This is a genomic window from Pseudomonas sp. Kh14, assembly GCF_900291005.1.
GTDB classification, from domain to species: domain Bacteria; phylum Pseudomonadota; class Gammaproteobacteria; order Pseudomonadales; family Pseudomonadaceae; genus Aquipseudomonas; species Aquipseudomonas alloputida.
In genome coordinates this window covers 546,795-561,771 of record NZ_OLKJ01000038.1, presented here as the reverse complement: position 1 = coordinate 561,771, position 14,977 = coordinate 546,795, and the positions used below count along the sequence as shown (strand labels likewise).

General features: G+C 63.3%; 13 protein-coding genes. 6 read left to right on the top strand and 7 right to left on the bottom strand.

Features of this window, described 5'->3' with window-relative positions:
• Positions 1-10: 10 nt before the first annotated feature.
• Complete coding sequence (locus tag FQ668_RS24950) at positions 11-1,441, bottom strand: coniferyl aldehyde dehydrogenase (RefSeq protein ID WP_019436577.1); 1,431 nt, start codon at positions 1,439-1,441, stop codon at positions 11-13.
• 151 nt (positions 1,442-1,592) lie between these two features.
• Here FQ668_RS24950 and FQ668_RS24945 point away from each other — a divergent pair, with 151 nt between their 5' ends.
• Positions 1,593-2,258, top strand: coding sequence for a TetR/AcrR family transcriptional regulator (locus FQ668_RS24945; protein WP_003249070.1), 666 nt, complete (start codon positions 1,593-1,595; stop codon positions 2,256-2,258).
• Between the two features lie 35 nt (positions 2,259-2,293).
• Positions 2,294-3,148, top strand: coding sequence for a sulfurtransferase (locus FQ668_RS24940; RefSeq protein ID WP_070384446.1), 855 nt, complete (start codon positions 2,294-2,296; stop codon positions 3,146-3,148).
• A 12-nt stretch (positions 3,149-3,160) separates the two neighbouring features.
• On the opposite strand, the gene FQ668_RS24935 is transcribed toward FQ668_RS24940, so the two are convergent.
• The 6 genes from FQ668_RS24935 to FQ668_RS24910 form a co-directional block, all read right to left on the bottom strand.
• Entirely contained in the window at positions 3,161-4,153 is a 993-nt protein-coding gene (locus FQ668_RS24935; RefSeq protein WP_014592736.1) for a hydrolase, read from the bottom strand.
• Between the two features lie 60 nt (positions 4,154-4,213).
• A complete protein-coding gene (locus FQ668_RS24930; RefSeq protein WP_014592735.1) occupies positions 4,214-5,587 on the bottom strand; it encodes a pitrilysin family protein in 1,374 nt (457 codons plus the stop codon).
• Positions 5,580-6,881 carry a pitrilysin family protein gene (locus FQ668_RS24925; protein WP_144180709.1) on the bottom strand — a complete coding sequence of 434 codons (1,302 nt, stop codon included), beginning with the start codon at positions 6,879-6,881 and terminating at the stop codon, positions 5,580-5,582. Before FQ668_RS24925 ends, FQ668_RS24930 begins: the two co-directional genes overlap by 8 nt.
• A gap of 94 nt (positions 6,882-6,975) precedes the next feature.
• The gene (rsmD, locus tag FQ668_RS24920) at positions 6,976-7,578 is read right to left on the bottom strand and encodes a 16S rRNA (guanine(966)-N(2))-methyltransferase RsmD (RefSeq protein ID WP_014592733.1); all 603 of its coding nucleotides are present in this window, start codon (positions 7,576-7,578) and stop codon (positions 6,976-6,978) included.
• Positions 7,578-9,068, bottom strand: a complete 1,491-nt coding sequence (locus tag FQ668_RS24915; RefSeq protein WP_110159570.1) for a pitrilysin family protein — start codon at positions 9,066-9,068, stop codon at positions 7,578-7,580. Before FQ668_RS24915 ends, rsmD begins: the two co-directional genes overlap by 1 nt.
• The gene (locus tag FQ668_RS24910) at positions 9,061-10,416 is read right to left on the bottom strand and encodes a pitrilysin family protein (RefSeq protein ID WP_004575476.1); all 1,356 of its coding nucleotides are present in this window, start codon (positions 10,414-10,416) and stop codon (positions 9,061-9,063) included. The genes FQ668_RS24915 and FQ668_RS24910 overlap by 8 nt, the downstream gene beginning before the upstream one ends.
• Before the next feature lie 231 nt (positions 10,417-10,647).
• Between FQ668_RS24910 and ftsY the strand changes: the two genes are divergently transcribed.
• From ftsY to rpoH, 4 genes are all read left to right on the top strand, one after another.
• The gene (ftsY, locus tag FQ668_RS24900; protein ID WP_135199437.1) at positions 10,648-12,141 is read left to right on the top strand and encodes a signal recognition particle-docking protein FtsY; all 1,494 of its coding nucleotides are present in this window, start codon (positions 10,648-10,650) and stop codon (positions 12,139-12,141) included.
• A 2-nt stretch (positions 12,142-12,143) separates the two neighbouring features.
• On the top strand, positions 12,144-12,815 hold the full coding sequence (gene ftsE / locus FQ668_RS24895) for a cell division ATP-binding protein FtsE (protein ID WP_003249079.1): 672 nt from the start codon (positions 12,144-12,146) through the stop codon (positions 12,813-12,815).
• A complete protein-coding gene (gene ftsX, locus FQ668_RS24890) occupies positions 12,812-13,837 on the top strand; it encodes a permease-like cell division protein FtsX (protein ID WP_014592730.1) in 1,026 nt (341 codons plus the stop codon). The genes ftsE and ftsX overlap by 4 nt, the downstream gene beginning before the upstream one ends.
• A gap of 111 nt (positions 13,838-13,948) precedes the next feature.
• Positions 13,949-14,803, top strand: a complete 855-nt coding sequence (rpoH, locus tag FQ668_RS24885) for an RNA polymerase sigma factor RpoH (RefSeq protein ID WP_009684917.1) — start codon at positions 13,949-13,951, stop codon at positions 14,801-14,803.
• Positions 14,804-14,977 lie beyond the last annotated feature (174 nt).

Genomic DNA, 14,977 nt, shown 5'->3' with positions numbered 1-14,977 from the left:
GGCGCGGCCCTCAGCGGATGAATAATTTGTAGACCAGGCGTTGCAAGGCTTTGCCATAAGGCGGGTAGATCAGCCGTGCGGCGTTGAAGCGTTGCTTGGCAAGTACCGCCTTGGCCTTGCTGAAGGTGAGGAAACCGTCATGACCATGGTAGTGGCCCATGCCTGAAGGCCCGATGCCGCCGAAGGGCAGATCATCCTGGGCAACATGCAGCAAGGTGTCGTTCAGGCACACACCGCCGGAGTGGGTGTGACGCAGCACATGCTCCTGGGTGTGGCGGTCATAGCCAAAGAAGTACAGCGCCAGTGGGCGTGGGCGCTGATTGATGTAGGCCAAGGCCTGGTCGAGGCTGTCATAAGGCACTAACGGCAATAGTGGGCCGAAGATTTCGTCTTGCATCACCTGCATGCTGTCGTTTACGTCCAGCAGCAAGTGTGGCGGCAGGCGCCGGCCCTGAGGGGCTTCGCCTGGGTACAAGTCGAGTACTTGCGCGCCTTTGGCGCGGGCATCATCCAGCAGGTGCTGCAAGCGCTGCAACTGGCGCGGGTTGATGATGGCGGTGTAGTCGGGGTTGTGGGCGATGCGCGGGTACAGTCGGTGCACGGCGCGCTGGTAGGCGTCGCTGAAGGCGGGCAGCCGTTCGCGTGGCACCAGTACGTAGTCGGGGGCGACGCAGGTCTGGCCGGCGTTGAGGGTCTTGCCGAAGGCGATGCGCTCGGCGGCGCTGTCCAGCGGCACGTCGTCAGAAACAATAGCGGGGGATTTGCCACCCAGCTCCAGGGTGACCGGGGTCAGGTTGTGTGCGGCAGCCTGCATCACCTGGCGGCCCACGCTGGTGGCACCGGTGAACAGCAGGTGGTCGAAGGGCAGGCGGGCGAAGGCCTGGCCCACCTCGACCTCACCGAGCACAACGTTGACCAGGTCTGTGGGGAACACACGCTCGAGCAGTTGCTGCAGGGCCAGGCCAGTCGCGGGCGTGGCCTCGCTAAGCTTGAGCATGACCCGGTTGCCGGCGGCCAGGGCGCAGGTCAACGGGCCGATGGCGAGGAACAACGGGTAGTTCCACGGCACGATGATGCCGACCACGCCCAAGGGTTGATAGCGCACCTGTGCGCTGGCCGGCTGGAACGCCAGGCCGACGCGGCGTCGGCGTGTGCGCATCCAGCGTTGCAAGTGCTTTTCGGCGTGGCGCAGGCCTTGCACCGACGGTAGCAGTTCGGCCAGCAAGGTCTCGTCCGCGCTGCGCCCGGTAAAATCCTGGCTGATGGCTTCGATCAGTTCTGCCTGGCTGCTCAGCAAGGCTTCACGCAGGCTTTTCAGCCACTGCCGCCGCTGCGCCGCTGGTGGCAGCGGGTTACCGGCAAAGGCCAGGCGCTGGGCCGCGAACGTCGTCGCGAGGTCGAGGTCGAATTGCACAGGGGGCAAGGCACTGGGCGAGTTCATGGTGGTGTCGAGTCCGGGCCGGGGTTGCCTAGAGCCTATACTCTAATTTGTACCATGGTGCGAATTTTTCCATGCCGCTCAACGGTGCATTCCATCTGTAATACGCCGTAAGATAAACCTTTGATGAAAGCCTGCAGACTGGGAGCTGAGCATGGCCCCGCGCATGAAGACCCGAGAGCGCATCGTGCAGAACAGCCTGGAGCTGTTCAACCAGCAGGGCGAACGCAGCGTCAGTACCAACCACATTGCCGCGCACATGGAAATCTCGCCCGGCAACCTGTATTACCACTTCCCCAACAAGCAGGCGATCATTGCCCTGTTGTTCAGCCAGTACGAAGCGCTGGTGGACAGCTTTCTGCGCCCGCCGCAGGGCCGCGCGGCAACCGTGGAAGACAAACGCTTCTACCTCAAGGCCTTGCTGGCGGCTATGTGGAACTACCGCTTCCTGCACCGTGACCTGGAGCATCTGCTGGACAGCGACGCCGAACTGGCCGCCCGTTACCGGCGTTTTTCCGAACGCTGCCTGCGCCAGGGCCAGGCGATCTACCGCGGCTTCGTCGAGGCAGGGATCCTGGCCATGGTGCCGGCGCAGATCGAATCGCTGACCATCAATGCCTGGATCGTGCTGACATCATGGGTACGTTTTCTTAGCACCACGCGTGAACATTCCGCGCACTTGGGTGAAGAAGCCTTCAAGCGCGGCGTCTATCAGGTGCTGGTGCTGGAGCTCGGTTTCGTCACCGACAATGCCCGTCCTGCCGTGGACGCGCTGTGTCAGGAATTCCATGTACCGTTCAACCAGGCTCTGGAGCACTAGCCCAGGGCTCTTGTGCCATAGATCAGGAGATTGTCATGTCCCTTGCGCAATTGATCACCCCGCAGCAGTTGGCCGAGCGTCTGGGCTCGCCCAAGTTGGTGATCCTCGACTGCCGCTTTGCCCTCGAGGATGTGGACTATGGCCAGCGCAGCTATGCCCAGGGGCATATTGAGGGGGCGCATTTTGCCGACCTGGACCGGGATCTCAGCGGGCCGGTGAGCAAGGGGCGCACCGGGCGCCACCCATTGCCCGATCCGCAGCAGCTGGTCGAGCGCCTGCGAGAGTGGGGCCTGAACAACGACAGCGAGGTGGTGCTGTACGACGACGGCCCCGGCGCCTTTGCCGCCCGCGCCTGGTGGCTACTGGTCTGGCTGGGCAAGCGCAGCGGTGTGGCGATTCTCGACGGTGGCCTGAAGGCTTGGCACGCGGCGCACCTGCCGTTGAGCCTGGACCCACCGCCCAAACGTGAGGGCACTTTCAGTGGTGAACCTGACGCGAAGCTGCTGATCGATGCCGACCATCTGGGCAAGCGCCTTGGTAGCACAGACCTGACTTTGATCGATGCGCGTGCCTTGCCACGTTTTCGCGGTGAAGTGGAGCCGATCGACCCGGTGGCGGGGCATATTCCCGGTGCCCAGTGCGCAGCGTTTACCGACAACTTAGGCGCTGATGGGCGCTTCTTGCCTTCGGACCAACTCAGGCAGCGCTTTGCCGAAATGCTTGCCGGGCGGGCGCCGGAGCAGTTGGTGTCTTACTGCGGATCCGGGGTGACGGCTTGCCATAACCTGTTTGCCTTGGCGCTGGCAGGCTACCCGCTAGGCAAGCTGTATGCCGGGTCGTGGAGTGAGTGGATCAACAATCCCGCGCACGGCGTGGCTACGGGCGAATAGATCCAGCTCGGGCTAGGTACCCTCGACCAGCCACTGCGGAATCCGGCGCTCCAGGTAATACCCCGGATTGCGCAGACTGCCGTCCACAAAGCCCACATGCCCGCCACGGCTATGCAGTTCGAAGCGGGTTTGCGATGCCAGTTCACGGGCTGTGGGCAAGCTGTGGCAGGACACGAACGGGTCATCGCTGGAATGGATGATCAGCGTCGGCGTGCGATTCTGGCCCAAGAAGAAATGGCTCGATGAGCGACGATAGTAGTCGTGCACGTCGCGAAACCCGTTCAGGGGGGCGGTAACCCTACCGTCGAAGTCCCAGAATGTGCGCAACTTGGTCAGTGGCCCCAAGCGCTGCAGCGTCGCCAGCCGGTCATGTTGGCCGTTGGCGTGAAAGTGCTGCTGCTTGAGCTGTACATACGCCAGCATTTCGCGCATGAAGTGCGCTTGGTAAACCTTGGAGAAACCTCGGCCAATACGGTCGGCACAGTGGTCCAGGCGAAACGGCACCGATACTGCGACCGCCGCCTCCAGCTGGCTGGCGACCCCGCTCTCGCCCAGGTATTTCAGCAGAACGTTCCCCCCCAGCGAGTAACCCACCGCGTACAGCGGCGCCAGTGGGCGCTGGGCGCGCAGGTGGCTGACAATTTCGGCCAGGTCCTCGCTGGCGCCGGAATGGTAGCTGCGGGGCAGGAGATTGGGCTCGCCCGAGCAGCCGCGCCAGTTCGCTGCCACACTGGCCCAACCGCGTGCGTGCAAACTTTGCTGCAGGCCTTTGACGTACGGCGAATGGGACGAACCGGTCAGCCCGTGCAGCACCAGCACCAATGGCACATTCGGCTGGTGCGGGCCGTGCCAGTCCAGGTCGATGAAGTCACCGTCGGCCAGCCACAAGCGTTCGCGGCTACGTGGCAGGTCCGGCAGCTTGCGCCACAATGGCCCCCACAGCGTTTGCAGATGGGGGTTGGACAGGCCGAAGGCTGGGTGGAACGTGGCGCTGGTAGTGGGCATGCTGGGCGACTCATGTTGTGCCTGCCTAGAGTGCCATGAAACAGCGCCACAGTACCTGCGCTATTGGTAGAGGGCCGGCAACGCTTGCTGCTCGGCTTGAGGGCCGACACTGACCAGCACCTTCTGGTCCAGGTCGAGCCGGCGCTGCATGACAGCGCGAAGGTCCGCTGGGGTCAGCCTGCCGATGCGCTCGATGTAGGTGTTCAAATAGTCCGCGGGCTGGTTTTGATGGGTGATCTGCGCGAGCAACGCTGCCAGGCTCTTGTTTTGCGCTATCCCGCGTAGCTGTTGCCCGGCCAGACGATTGCGCGCCAGGTCCAGCTCGGCCTGGGTCGGGCCTTGGTCGATGAAGTCGCGCAGCAGCTCCTCTACCAAAGCCTGCGAGCCTTGCACGTACGCAGGGGCGATTTCCCACGAGATGGTCAACAGGCCACCGGCACTCATGGGCGACACTCGACTGTAGATACCGTAGGTCAGCCCACGGCGTTGGCGCATTTCCACCATCAGGCGGGATTCGAGGTCTGCCCCCAATACCTCGCTAGCCAACACCAGCGCTGGATACTCCGGGTCATTGGCGGGTACGTTCATGGGCACTGCCAACACCAATGCACTGCTGGCACCATCCTGCTCGATGTTCACAGTTGCACTGGCTGCTGCCGGCACGGCAGGCAGCTTTACGGCGGACCAGCCTTGGGGCAGGGCCTGGCTTATTTGCTGGGCAATGTCTTGTGCATCAGCAAGGGAGAGGTCCCCGACCAACACCATTTCCAGGTTGCTGGCGGAATAAGCACGCTGGTGGAATGCCCGCAAGTCCTCAGGGGTGACAGTTGCCATACCCTCGGCTGTGCTACCCCAAGGGTTGCCGTAGGGGTGCCCCTTGAACAAATGGCGGAAAACTTCGCTCCGGGCCCTGATGTCGGGGCGCCGTTCTCGTGATGCATTGGACTGCAACAGCTGGCGCTTTACCGTCTCCAATGCAAGGGCTGGAAAGGCAGGGCGTGCGGCAAGATCGATGAAAAGCGCCAAGGCAGGATCAAGCAAAGCCTTGCTGCTCAGGCTGCGCAGGCTCAATGTCGCGTGCTCCAGGCGGACCTGTTTGTCCATGATCACGCCCAGTCGCTCCATGCGCTCGGCTTGCTGGGCGGCGGTGTAAAGCTGGCTGCCTTCGTCGAGCATATGCAGCGTCAGGGCTGCCAGGCCGGATTGCAGGGGGGCTTGGCTTGTGCCGGCCTTGAACCGCAATACCACATCGACGATAGGTAACCCACGTGCTTCGACGAACTTCACACCTGCGCCTGTTGCTGTTGTCCAGGCTTGCACATGTGTCTGATGGGGCGTGAGCTGGTTCAGGTCCAGCCCCTGGGCCGAGATCAGGCCGCCAAAAATATTATCGCCATCGGCCGTATGCTGGGGCTGCGCAATAGTGTCACTCATCAGCGCTCTCCTTGGTGTGCATGAAAGTGATAGCGGCTCGGTCTTCGGTGAGGAAGTCCAGGGCAGCCTGGCCAACTTGTTCGGCTGTCACGGCGTTGATGGCCTGCCGTTCATCGTCCAGCGTCACGGGGTCCAGGCCGCAGCTGGCCTGCTTGCCAATGGTTTCTGCCTGTTTGCCGATATCGTCCATTTCGAACAGTCGCCTGGCCAGCAGCCGCGCTTTGGCGCGTTGAAGGCCTTCTTTGGAGGGGGCGGAGTGGCGGAACGCATTGATTTCCAGCATCAGCCTTTCGGCTGCTTCTTCTGGCGTAACGTGTGGGCTGCAGAACGTGTAGAGGGTCAGCAGGCTGTCGCCCCGTTGCCAAGGCTCATAATCTGACCGGATCCCCCGCAGTAGCGGTTCCTCCAACACCAACCTGCGTTGCAAGGTGCTGGCTTGGCCGTCGGCCAGGATGTCGGGTAGCAGCCTCAGTGCATAAGCTTGCTCATCAGACTTGGCGGTACATTGGCTGGGGAGGTTGAAACTGAGGATCACGCCCGTGTACAGGCCTTGCAAGCGCAGGGTCTGGTAGCGCCGTAAAAGACCTGGCGGGGCTTTGTGGGTTTGTCGCAGCGGCAGGCGATTGGCGGGGATCGCTGAAAAGTGCCGGGTTACCAGGGTTTGCAGTTGTGGCAAGGCAATGTCGCCGGCTACCGCAAGCGTGGCGTTGTTAGGGTGATACCAGCTTTGGTACCAGGTACGTGCTGCAGCCAGCGTCATGTGGCCAAGGTCCGCTTTGTGACCGATCACTGGCGTGCCGTAGCGGCTGTTGCCATAGGCCAGTAGCTGGTGATGCTCCAGGGCCAGCGCGAGAGGGGTGTTATCGATATTCTCACGTCGCTCGGCCATGACCACTGCCAGTTCGCGAGCGAAGGGTGCGCTGTCGAGGGTAGCGCTTGCCATCACGTCGGCCATGGCTTCCAACGCGATCTCCAGGCGATTGCTGGGTAATGTAAGCGGGAAGACCGTGGCTTCTTGGGCAGTGAATGCATTCGGATTGCCACCAAGGCGGGCCATGAGCGCGGAGTACTGGCCGCCGGCCAACTTGCTGCTGCCTTCGAACAGCAGATGCTCCAGTGCGTGAGAAAGGCCGGTGTGGCCTTCAGGCTCGTAGCTGGAGCCGACGTGATACCACAGTTGCGCACTGACCAGTGGCGCGCGCCTGTCTTCACGAAGGTACACACGCAAGCCATTGGCCAGTGTAAAAGCGCTTACTGCGCTGGTGGGCGCAGGCGGGGAAGGGTTTCGGGGCATGGTTGACGCGCTCCTGCAAGAATAGAAGGAGAAGCTTCAGCCATGCCCCAGGCCGGTTGGCGGTAACTAAATACGCCAGCCCCGGGTTATGTGGTCAGGCCCGCTGCCAAAGTGCGTAGTGCACCTGGCCAGTCTTTTTTTCACGGTGCAGGCGCCAGTTGCCTGGCAGCTGCAAGGTCGAGGGTGCCGCTTCGCTTTCTGTGTAGACCCATGCCTGCTCGCTCAACCACTGATGCTGCTCCAGCATGTTGCAGGTGTTGGCCAGCAGGTCCTGGTGGAACGGCGGGTCGAGGAACACGACATCGAACTGCTGCTTGGCCGGGGCTTGCAAGTAGCGCAGGGCGTCGGTTTGCAGAATTTGCCCGCGAGGACAGCGCAGGATTTCGAGGTTGTTCTTCAGGTTGGCGATGGCCGCAGGGTTGCTGTCCAGCGCCACGGCATCCTCGGCCCCACGGGACAGGGCTTCGAGCACCAAGGCACCGCTGCCGGTGAAGGCGTCCAGCACGCGGGCGCCCTCGATGTAGGGTGCCAGCCAGTTGAATACGGTTTCCCGTACGCGGTCAGGCGTTGGCCGCAGGCCTTCGCCTTCCGGCACCGCCAGGCGGCGGCTGCGCCACTCGCCGGCGATGATGCGCAGGTGGCCCTGGCCCTTGCTTGGGCCCGCCTGCGGGCGGGCGGGAGGGGTGGATCTTGGCATTAGTGCTCCGGTACCCCGAGCGGTTGCTCGGAGGGCTTGTCAGTGGGTGCTGGCAGCGGTTTTTGTGGCACTTTCGGGCCAACGGTGACGATCACCAGTTTATCGGCTGACAGGTGTTTGTTCATGGCTGCCTTGACCTGTTCGACGGTAAGGGCCTGGGACTGTTGCATGAAGTCCTCTAGCCAGGTCAGCGGCAAGTTGTAGAAGCCGATTGCGCCCAGTTGGCCGACGATGCTGGCATTACTGGCATTGGACAGCGGGAAGCTGCCGGCCAGCTCGCGCTTGGCATCGTCCAGTTCCTGTTGGGTAGGGCCCGTCTTCAGGTAGTCGGCGAGAATGCCTTGCACCAGCTTGAGCGTACCTTCGCTGAGCTCGGCACGGGTTTGCAGGTTGATCATGAACGGGCCGCGTACCTGCATCGGGCTGAATACCGAGTAAACGCCGTAGGTCAGGCCACGCTTCTCTCGCACCTCGCTCATCAGCCGGGTACCGAAGGCGCCACCACCAAGGATCTGGTTGCCCAGCGACAGGGCTGGCCAGTCCGGGTCCTGGCGGTCGATCCCCAGTTCGGCCAGCATCAGGTGGGTCTGCTTGGACGGGAAGTCGATGTGGGTCAGGCCGGCCTTGGCGTCTGCGGGTTGGGCCGGTGCGGCCAGCGCAGGGCCCTTGGGCAGGCCGGCAGACACCTGTGCGGCGATGGCTTCGGCCTCTGAACGGCTGAGGTCGCCGACCAGGGCGATTACCGCATTGCCGCCGGTATAGGCCTTCGCGTGGAACGCGCGCAGTTGGGCGAGGCTAATGCCCGAAATGCTCTCTGCGGTGCCGTCGCTTGGGTGGGCGTAGGGGTGGTCGCCATAGAGCTTGCCGAAAAGGGCCTTGCCGGCGATCTTGCCGGGGTTTTGCTTCTCATATTCGAAGCCAGCCAGCATCTGGTTCTTGATGCGCTTGAGGGCATCCTCGGGGAATGTAGGCTTGCCCGCCACCTCTGTAAACAGTTTGAGGGCCGGTTCGCGCTTGTCCTTGGTACTGAGGCTGCGCAGCGATGCGACGGCCATGTCGCGGTAGGAACCGTTGCCAAAGTCTGCGCCCAGGCCTTCGAAGCCTTCGGCGATGGCGGTGACGTCCTTGCCGGCCACGCCCTCGTTGAGCATGGCGTTGGTCAGAGCGGCCAGGCCTGGCGTGCCGCCGTCCTGGCTGCTGCCGGCGGCGAAGGTGACACGCAGGTCGAACATGGGCAGTTCGCGGGCCTCGACGAACAGCACCCGGGCACCTTCGGCGGTGTTCCAGTGCTGAATGTTCAACTGACGCCGGCTGGGGGCCTTGCCATTCAGTTCGGCCAGCGACTGCAAGGTGTTGGCCGGGCGGGCCGCGCTGCTGTCGGCCTTGGCAGCGTTATCGGCCATGGCCGGAGCGGCCAGCACTGCCGCCAGCGCCAGGGCACGAATGCCCGTGGCCAGCAGGGTTGGGCGTGGTGCGCGGCGATCACTCATGGGCGGACTCCTCGGGCAGTACATGGGCAACGCTCAGGCGTTCGCGGGTGAAGTAGGTGCGCGCGGCGTTCTGGATGTCCTGCGGGGTGACGCGCTTGAGCTCGTCCAGTTCGCTGTCGATCAGCTTCCATGACAGGCCGACGGTTTCCAGCTGGCCGATGGTAGTGGCCTGGCTGCTGATGGAGTCGCGGTCGTAGACCAGGCCGGCGATGACCTGGGCGCGTACGCGTTCCAGCTCTTCGGCGCTGGGCGGTGTGCTCTTGAGTTCTTCAAGCAGCTGCCAGATGCCCTTCTCGACGTCGGCGAGGGTTTTCTGCTTCTGCACATTCGGTGTCGCCGAGATCAGGAACAGGCTGTCGCCGCGGGTGAAGGCGTTGTAGCTGGACGACGCGCCGGCCACCAGTTCCTGGCCACGCTCCAGGCGGGCCGGCATGCGGGCGCTGTAGCCGCCGTCGAGCAGTGCCGAAATCAGGCGCAGGGCGTGCACCGTCCGAGGGTCCTTGGCGGTGGGCAGGCCGGGCACGTTGAAGCCGTAGATCAGGCTTGGCAGCTGGGTTCGTACGTGCAGGGTCAACTGGCGCCAACCTGGTTCGGCCAGTTCCAGAGGCAGCTTGGCTGGCGGTACGGCGCGTTTGGGTATATTACCGAAATACTTCTGCGCCAGGCCCTTGACCTCGTCGGCGGTGACATCACCGACCACCACCAGAGTGGCGTTGTTGGGGGCGTACCAGGACTCGTACCAATGGCGCAGTTCCTCGACCTTCATGCGCTCCAGGTCGGCCATCCAGCCAATGGTCGGCGTGTGGTAGCCGCTGGCCGGGTAGGCCATGGCGCGGAACAGCTCGAATGCCTTGGCATTGGGCTGGTCGTCGGTGCGCAGGCGGCGTTCTTCCTTGATGACCTCGATTTCGCGGCTGAACTCGTCGGCAGGCAGGCGCAGGCTGGCAAGGCGGTCGGCCTCCAGTTCCAGGGCTACCGGCAGGCGGTCGCGGGCCAGCACTTGGTAATAGGCGGTGTAGTCGTCGCTGGTGAAGGCGTTTTCATCGGCGCCGAGGTCACGCAGAATGCGCGAGGCCTCGCCGGGGCCGACCTTGGCGCTGCCCTTGAACATCATGTGTTCCAGCGCATGGGACAAGCCGGTCTGGCCCGGGGTCTCGTAGCTGGAGCCGACCTTGTACCAGATCTGCGAGACCACCACCGGGGCGCGATGGTCTTCGCGGACAACGACCTTCAGGCCATTGTCGAGGATGAATTCGTGGGTGGGTTGCACATCGGCGGCAAAGGCCGCGAGCGGCAGGCAGAGCGTGCCGAGCAACAGGCCAGCGGCGCGGCGGGCTAGAGCGTTCATACGGTGTTTAACCTGTTCGGCGGCCCGCTGGGTTTAGCGTCGGCGGGCCAGGAGGTGCTAGGATACTGATCCGGTTGCCTGGCGACCATGCCTGTCGCCGTTCTGGCCCACAGGACACTAAGTCAAAACGTTGCGCATGAACCAGCCGGCTTCAAGATAGTCTGTTCTGCGTAGAGAGAATTCCCGATTGGCCATAGCTGGCCTATCGCTACCCTGAGATAGCCGTCTTCCATGTTTGGTTCCAACGACGACAAAAAAGCGCCGGCCGAGGCTGGTGAGAAGAAAGGCCTGTTCAGCTGGTTTCGCAAGAAGCCGCAGCCACCTGCGGGAGCGGGCGTGCCAGCGCATGAACCCCCCGCTGTCGAGCAGTCTGCAGCCGCTCCGGTCGAGGGGTCTGCCGCCGAAGCGCCACAGGCCCCCGAACCCGTTCAGGCCCCTGCGGCCCCACAGCTGGCTGAGCCGCAGCCGGTCGCCGCACCCCCCCGGCCCGCGGTAGTCGAGGCCCCCGTTCCTGAGCCGGTTGCGTCCCAGCCGTTGCAGGCTCCTGAGCCAGAGCCGGTCGCATCCCAGCCGCTGGTGGCACCTGCACCGCAGCCGGTTGCGTCCATGCCCTTGCAGGCGGCCCCTGTCGAGTCTGCCCCTGTAGAGGCCGCCACGCCGGTCAGCAACCTGGTGCTGCCGGTTGCCGAAGAGCCCGTGGCCCTGGTGCCGGACCTGGAGCCGAAAGCACCGCCCGCAATCCCGGAACGCGCGGTACCAGCCCCGGCGGCGCCTGTTGCGGCACCCGTCGAACAGGCCAAGCCCGGCTTCTTCGCGCGCCTCAAGCAAGGCCTGTCCAAGACCAGTGCCAGCATCGGCGAGGGCATGGCCAGCCTGTTCCTCGGCAAGAAGGTCATCGACGACGACCTGCTCGACGAAATCGAGACGCGCCTGCTGACTGCCGACGTGGGTGTGGAAGCTACCTCGGCCATTGTCCAGAACCTGACCCAGAAGGTCGCGCGCAAGCAGTTGGCCGATGCCGATGCCCTGTACAAATCGTTGCAGGAAGAACTGGCTGCGCTGCTGCGCCCGGTCGAGCAGCCGCTGAACGTACAGGCCCAGAACAAACCCTATGTGATCCTTGTGGTTGGCGTGAACGGCGCCGGCAAGACCACCACCATTGGCAAGCTGGCGAAAAAGCTGCAACTGGAAGGCAAGAAGGTCATGCTGGCTGCCGGTGATACCTTCCGCGCAGCCGCGGTCGAGCAGTTGCAGGTGTGGGGTGAGCGTAACCAGATTCCGGTGATCGCCCAGCACACGGGTGCCGACTCTGCTTCGGTAATCTTCGATGCCGTGCAGGCCGCCAAGGCCCGTGGCGTCGACGTGCTGATCGCCGACACTGCCGGCCGCCTGCACACCAAAGACAACCTGATGGAAGAGCTGAAGAAGGTCCGCCGGGTCATCGGCAAGCTCGACGCTGAGGCGCCGCACGAGGTGCTGCTGGTGCTTGACGCCGGCACCGGCCAGAACGCCATCAGTCAGGCCAAGTACTTCAACCAGAGCGTCGAGCTGACCGGCCTGGCCCTGACCAAGCTGGACGGCACTGCCAAGGGCGGGGTGATCTTCGCCCTGGCCAAGCAGTTCAACATCCCGATCCGTTTCATCGGCGTCGGTGAAGGCATCGACGACCTGCGTACCTTCGAAGCCGAGCCGTTCGTCAAGGCTCTGTTCGCCGAGCGAGATTGACCATGATCCGATTCGAGCAGGTTGCCAAGCGCTATCCCAACGGTCATGTGGGTTTGCATGAGCTGAGTTTCCGGGCGCGCCGGGGCGAATTCCTGTTCGTCACCGGCCACTCGGGCGCTGGCAAGAGCACCTTGCTGCGCCTGTTGCTGGCCATGGAGCGCCCGACCAGCGGCAAGCTGATGCTGGCAGGGCAGGACCTGGGCCAGATCAGCAATGCGCAAATCCCGTTCCTGCGCCGGCAGATCGGCGTGGTGTTCCAGAACCACCAGCTGTTGTTCGACCGCACGGTGTTCAACAACATTGCTTTGCCGCTGCAGATTCTCGGCCTGTCCAAGGTCGAGATCGCCAAGCGCGTGGACTCGGCCTTGGAGCGTGTATCGCTGTCCGACAAAGGCGAGCTGTTCCCGGCTGACCTGTCCACCGGGCAGCAGCAGCGGGTGGGTATCGCCCGCGCCATCGTTCACCAGCCGGCTCTGCTGCTGGCTGACGAGCCCACCGGTAACCTCGACCCGCGCCTGGCTGCAGAGATCATGGGTGTGTTCGAGGACATCAACCGCCTGGGCACGACGGTATTGATCGCCAGCCACGACCTGGCGCTGATCGCGCGCATGCGCCATCGCATGCTGACCTTGCAACGCGGCCGCTTGATCGGCGATGGGGAGGCCGGGCAATGAACACAACACGTACGCCGAAGGTTTCCGAGCGGGTTGCACCGAAACCGGCCGATCCGCAACCTGCGAAGAAAAAACGCGGTGAAGACGATGATGGCCCGGACTTCAGCACCCTGCTGCATGCCTGGCTGGAAAGCCACCGTGCCAGCTTGGCCGACAGCCTGCGCCGCCTGGGCAAGCAGCCGATCGGCAGCTTCTTCACTTGCCTGGTCATGGCCGTGGCGCTGAGCATGCCGATGGGCCTGTCCTTGTTGCTGAAGAACGTCGAGCAGCTTGGCGGTTCGTGGCAGCGCGCTGCGCAGATTTCGCTGTACCTCAAGCTTGATGCCGGCAGCCGCGATGGCGAAGCGCTGCGCGACGAGATCAAGGGCATGCCTGGCGTGGCGGACGCCCAGTATGTCAGCCGCGAGCAGGCCCTGGAGGAGTTCCAGCAGCAGTCCGGCCTGGGCGAGGCCTTGCGCGAACTGCCAGACAACCCACTGCCGGGTGTGGTGGTGGTAACCCCGACCGAGGTCGACAAGCCGGCCCTGGACGCCTTGCGTCAGCGCCTGGCGGAGTTGCCGCGGGTGGACGTGGCGCAACTGGACCTGGTCTGGGTCGAGCGCCTGGCAGCCATCCTCAAGCTGGGTGACCGCTTCGTCTTCGGCCTGGCCGTGATGCTGATTTCTGCCCTGCTGTTAGTAATCGGTAACACAATTCGTCTACACATTGAAAACCGTCGTATCGAGATCGAAGTGATCAAGCTGGTCGGCGGCACCGACGCCTACGTGCGCCGGCCGTTCCTGTACATGGGCGCCCTGTATGGCCTGGGTGCAGGCCTGCTGGCGTGGGGCATCCTGGCGTTTGGCCTGAACTGGCTGAACGAGGCGGTGGTAGGGCTTTCCGGGCTGTATGGCAGTGACTTCGCCCTGGGCGGCGTTCCGGCTTCCGATGGTCTGTCGCTCTTGATCGGAGCAGTGTTGTTGGGGTATATCGGTGCATGGATTGCAGTCGCCCGCCACTTGAACGAGCTGGCGCCGCGATAGTTTTTACGTGCCAGCATTGACATTTTCTTCACTGCGGAACTTGTACCGTCGTTCCAGGTCAATGTTGGCAGCGCCCACAAGGTGCGAGTTTTGTAAGTCGGAGGTTCTTGAATGACCACATCGTTGCAACCTGCCTATGCCCTGGTACCCGGTGCAAACCTGGAAGCCTATGTGCACACGGTCAACAGCATCCCGCTGCTGACGGTCGAGCAGGAGCGTGATCTGGGCGAGCGTCTCTATTATCAGCAGGATGTCGAGGCCGCTCGTCAGATGGTGATGGCCCACCTGCGTTTCGTTGTACATATCGCCCGTAGTTATGCCGGCTACGGGTTGGCCCAGGCTGACCTGATCCAGGAAGGCAATGTCGGCCTGATGAAGGCCGTCAAGCGCTTCAACCCTGAAATGGGTGTGCGCCTGGTGTCGTTCGCCGTGCACTGGATCAAGGCAGAGATCCACGAGTTCATTCTGCGCAACTGGCGCATCGTCAAAGTGGCTACCACCAAGGCTCAGCGCAAGCTGTTCTTCAACCTGCGTAGTCAGAAGAAGCGCCTGGCGTGGCTGAACAACGACGAAGTGCATCGCGTGGCGGAAAGCCTTGGCGTCGAGCCGCGCGAAGTGCGCGAGATGGAAAGCCGCCTCAGCGGCCAGGACATGGCCTTCGACCCGGCAGCGGAAGCTGACGACGACAGCGCCTTCCAGTCGCCTGCGCATTACCTGGAAGACCACCGTTACGATCCGGCGGTGCAACTGGAGGATGCCGACTGGAGTGACAACTCCACCAGCAACCTGCACGAAGCGCTGCAGGGCCTGGACGAGCGTAGCCGCGACATTCTCTACCAGCGTTGGCTGGCGGAGGAGAAGGCCACGCTGCATGAACTGGCAGACAAGTACAGCGTATCGGCTGAGCGTATTCGCCAGCTGGAGAAGAATGCGATGAACAAGGTCAAGGCACTGATCGCTGCCTGATCGAGTCTGGGTTGTAAGGAAAAGCCGCTGGCCCTGATGGGGTGAGCGGCTTTTTTATTTGTGCTGGCTTTGCCGGCCAATTCGCGGGTAAACCCGCTCCTACAGGGGATGCGGTTGCCCGTAGGCGCGGGTTTGCCCGCGAGGAGGCCGGGGATGCGGTTGCCCGTAGGCGCG

What these genes read in the sequence shown, in the direction of transcription:
- FQ668_RS24915 (WP_110159570.1), bottom strand. Translation starts at nt 9,068, where the DNA reads ATGAGTGATCGCCGCGCACCACGCCCAACCCTGCTGGCCACGGGCATT.
- FQ668_RS24930 (WP_014592735.1), bottom strand. Translation starts at nt 5,587, where the DNA reads ATGAGTGACACTATTGCGCAGCCCCAGCATACGGCCGATGGCGATAAT.
- FQ668_RS24910 (WP_004575476.1), bottom strand. Translation starts at nt 10,416, where the DNA reads ATGAACGCTCTAGCCCGCCGCGCCGCTGGCCTGTTGCTCGGCACGCTC.
- rpoH (WP_009684917.1), top strand. Translation starts at nt 13,949, where the DNA reads ATGACCACATCGTTGCAACCTGCCTATGCCCTGGTACCCGGTGCAAAC.
- ftsY (WP_135199437.1), top strand. Translation starts at nt 10,648, where the DNA reads ATGTTTGGTTCCAACGACGACAAAAAAGCGCCGGCCGAGGCTGGTGAG.
- FQ668_RS24925 (WP_144180709.1), bottom strand. Translation starts at nt 6,881, where the DNA reads ATGCCCCGAAACCCTTCCCCGCCTGCGCCCACCAGCGCAGTAAGCGCT.
- FQ668_RS24950 (WP_019436577.1), bottom strand. Translation starts at nt 1,441, where the DNA reads ATGAACTCGCCCAGTGCCTTGCCCCCTGTGCAATTCGACCTCGACCTC.
- FQ668_RS24945 (WP_003249070.1), top strand. Translation starts at nt 1,593, where the DNA reads ATGGCCCCGCGCATGAAGACCCGAGAGCGCATCGTGCAGAACAGCCTG.
- FQ668_RS24940 (WP_070384446.1), top strand. Translation starts at nt 2,294, where the DNA reads ATGTCCCTTGCGCAATTGATCACCCCGCAGCAGTTGGCCGAGCGTCTG.
- rsmD (WP_014592733.1), bottom strand. Translation starts at nt 7,578, where the DNA reads ATGCCAAGATCCACCCCTCCCGCCCGCCCGCAGGCGGGCCCAAGCAAG.
- ftsX (WP_014592730.1), top strand. Translation starts at nt 12,812, where the DNA reads ATGAACACAACACGTACGCCGAAGGTTTCCGAGCGGGTTGCACCGAAA.
- FQ668_RS24935 (WP_014592736.1), bottom strand. Translation starts at nt 4,153, where the DNA reads ATGCCCACTACCAGCGCCACGTTCCACCCAGCCTTCGGCCTGTCCAAC.
- ftsE (WP_003249079.1), top strand. Translation starts at nt 12,144, where the DNA reads ATGATCCGATTCGAGCAGGTTGCCAAGCGCTATCCCAACGGTCATGTG.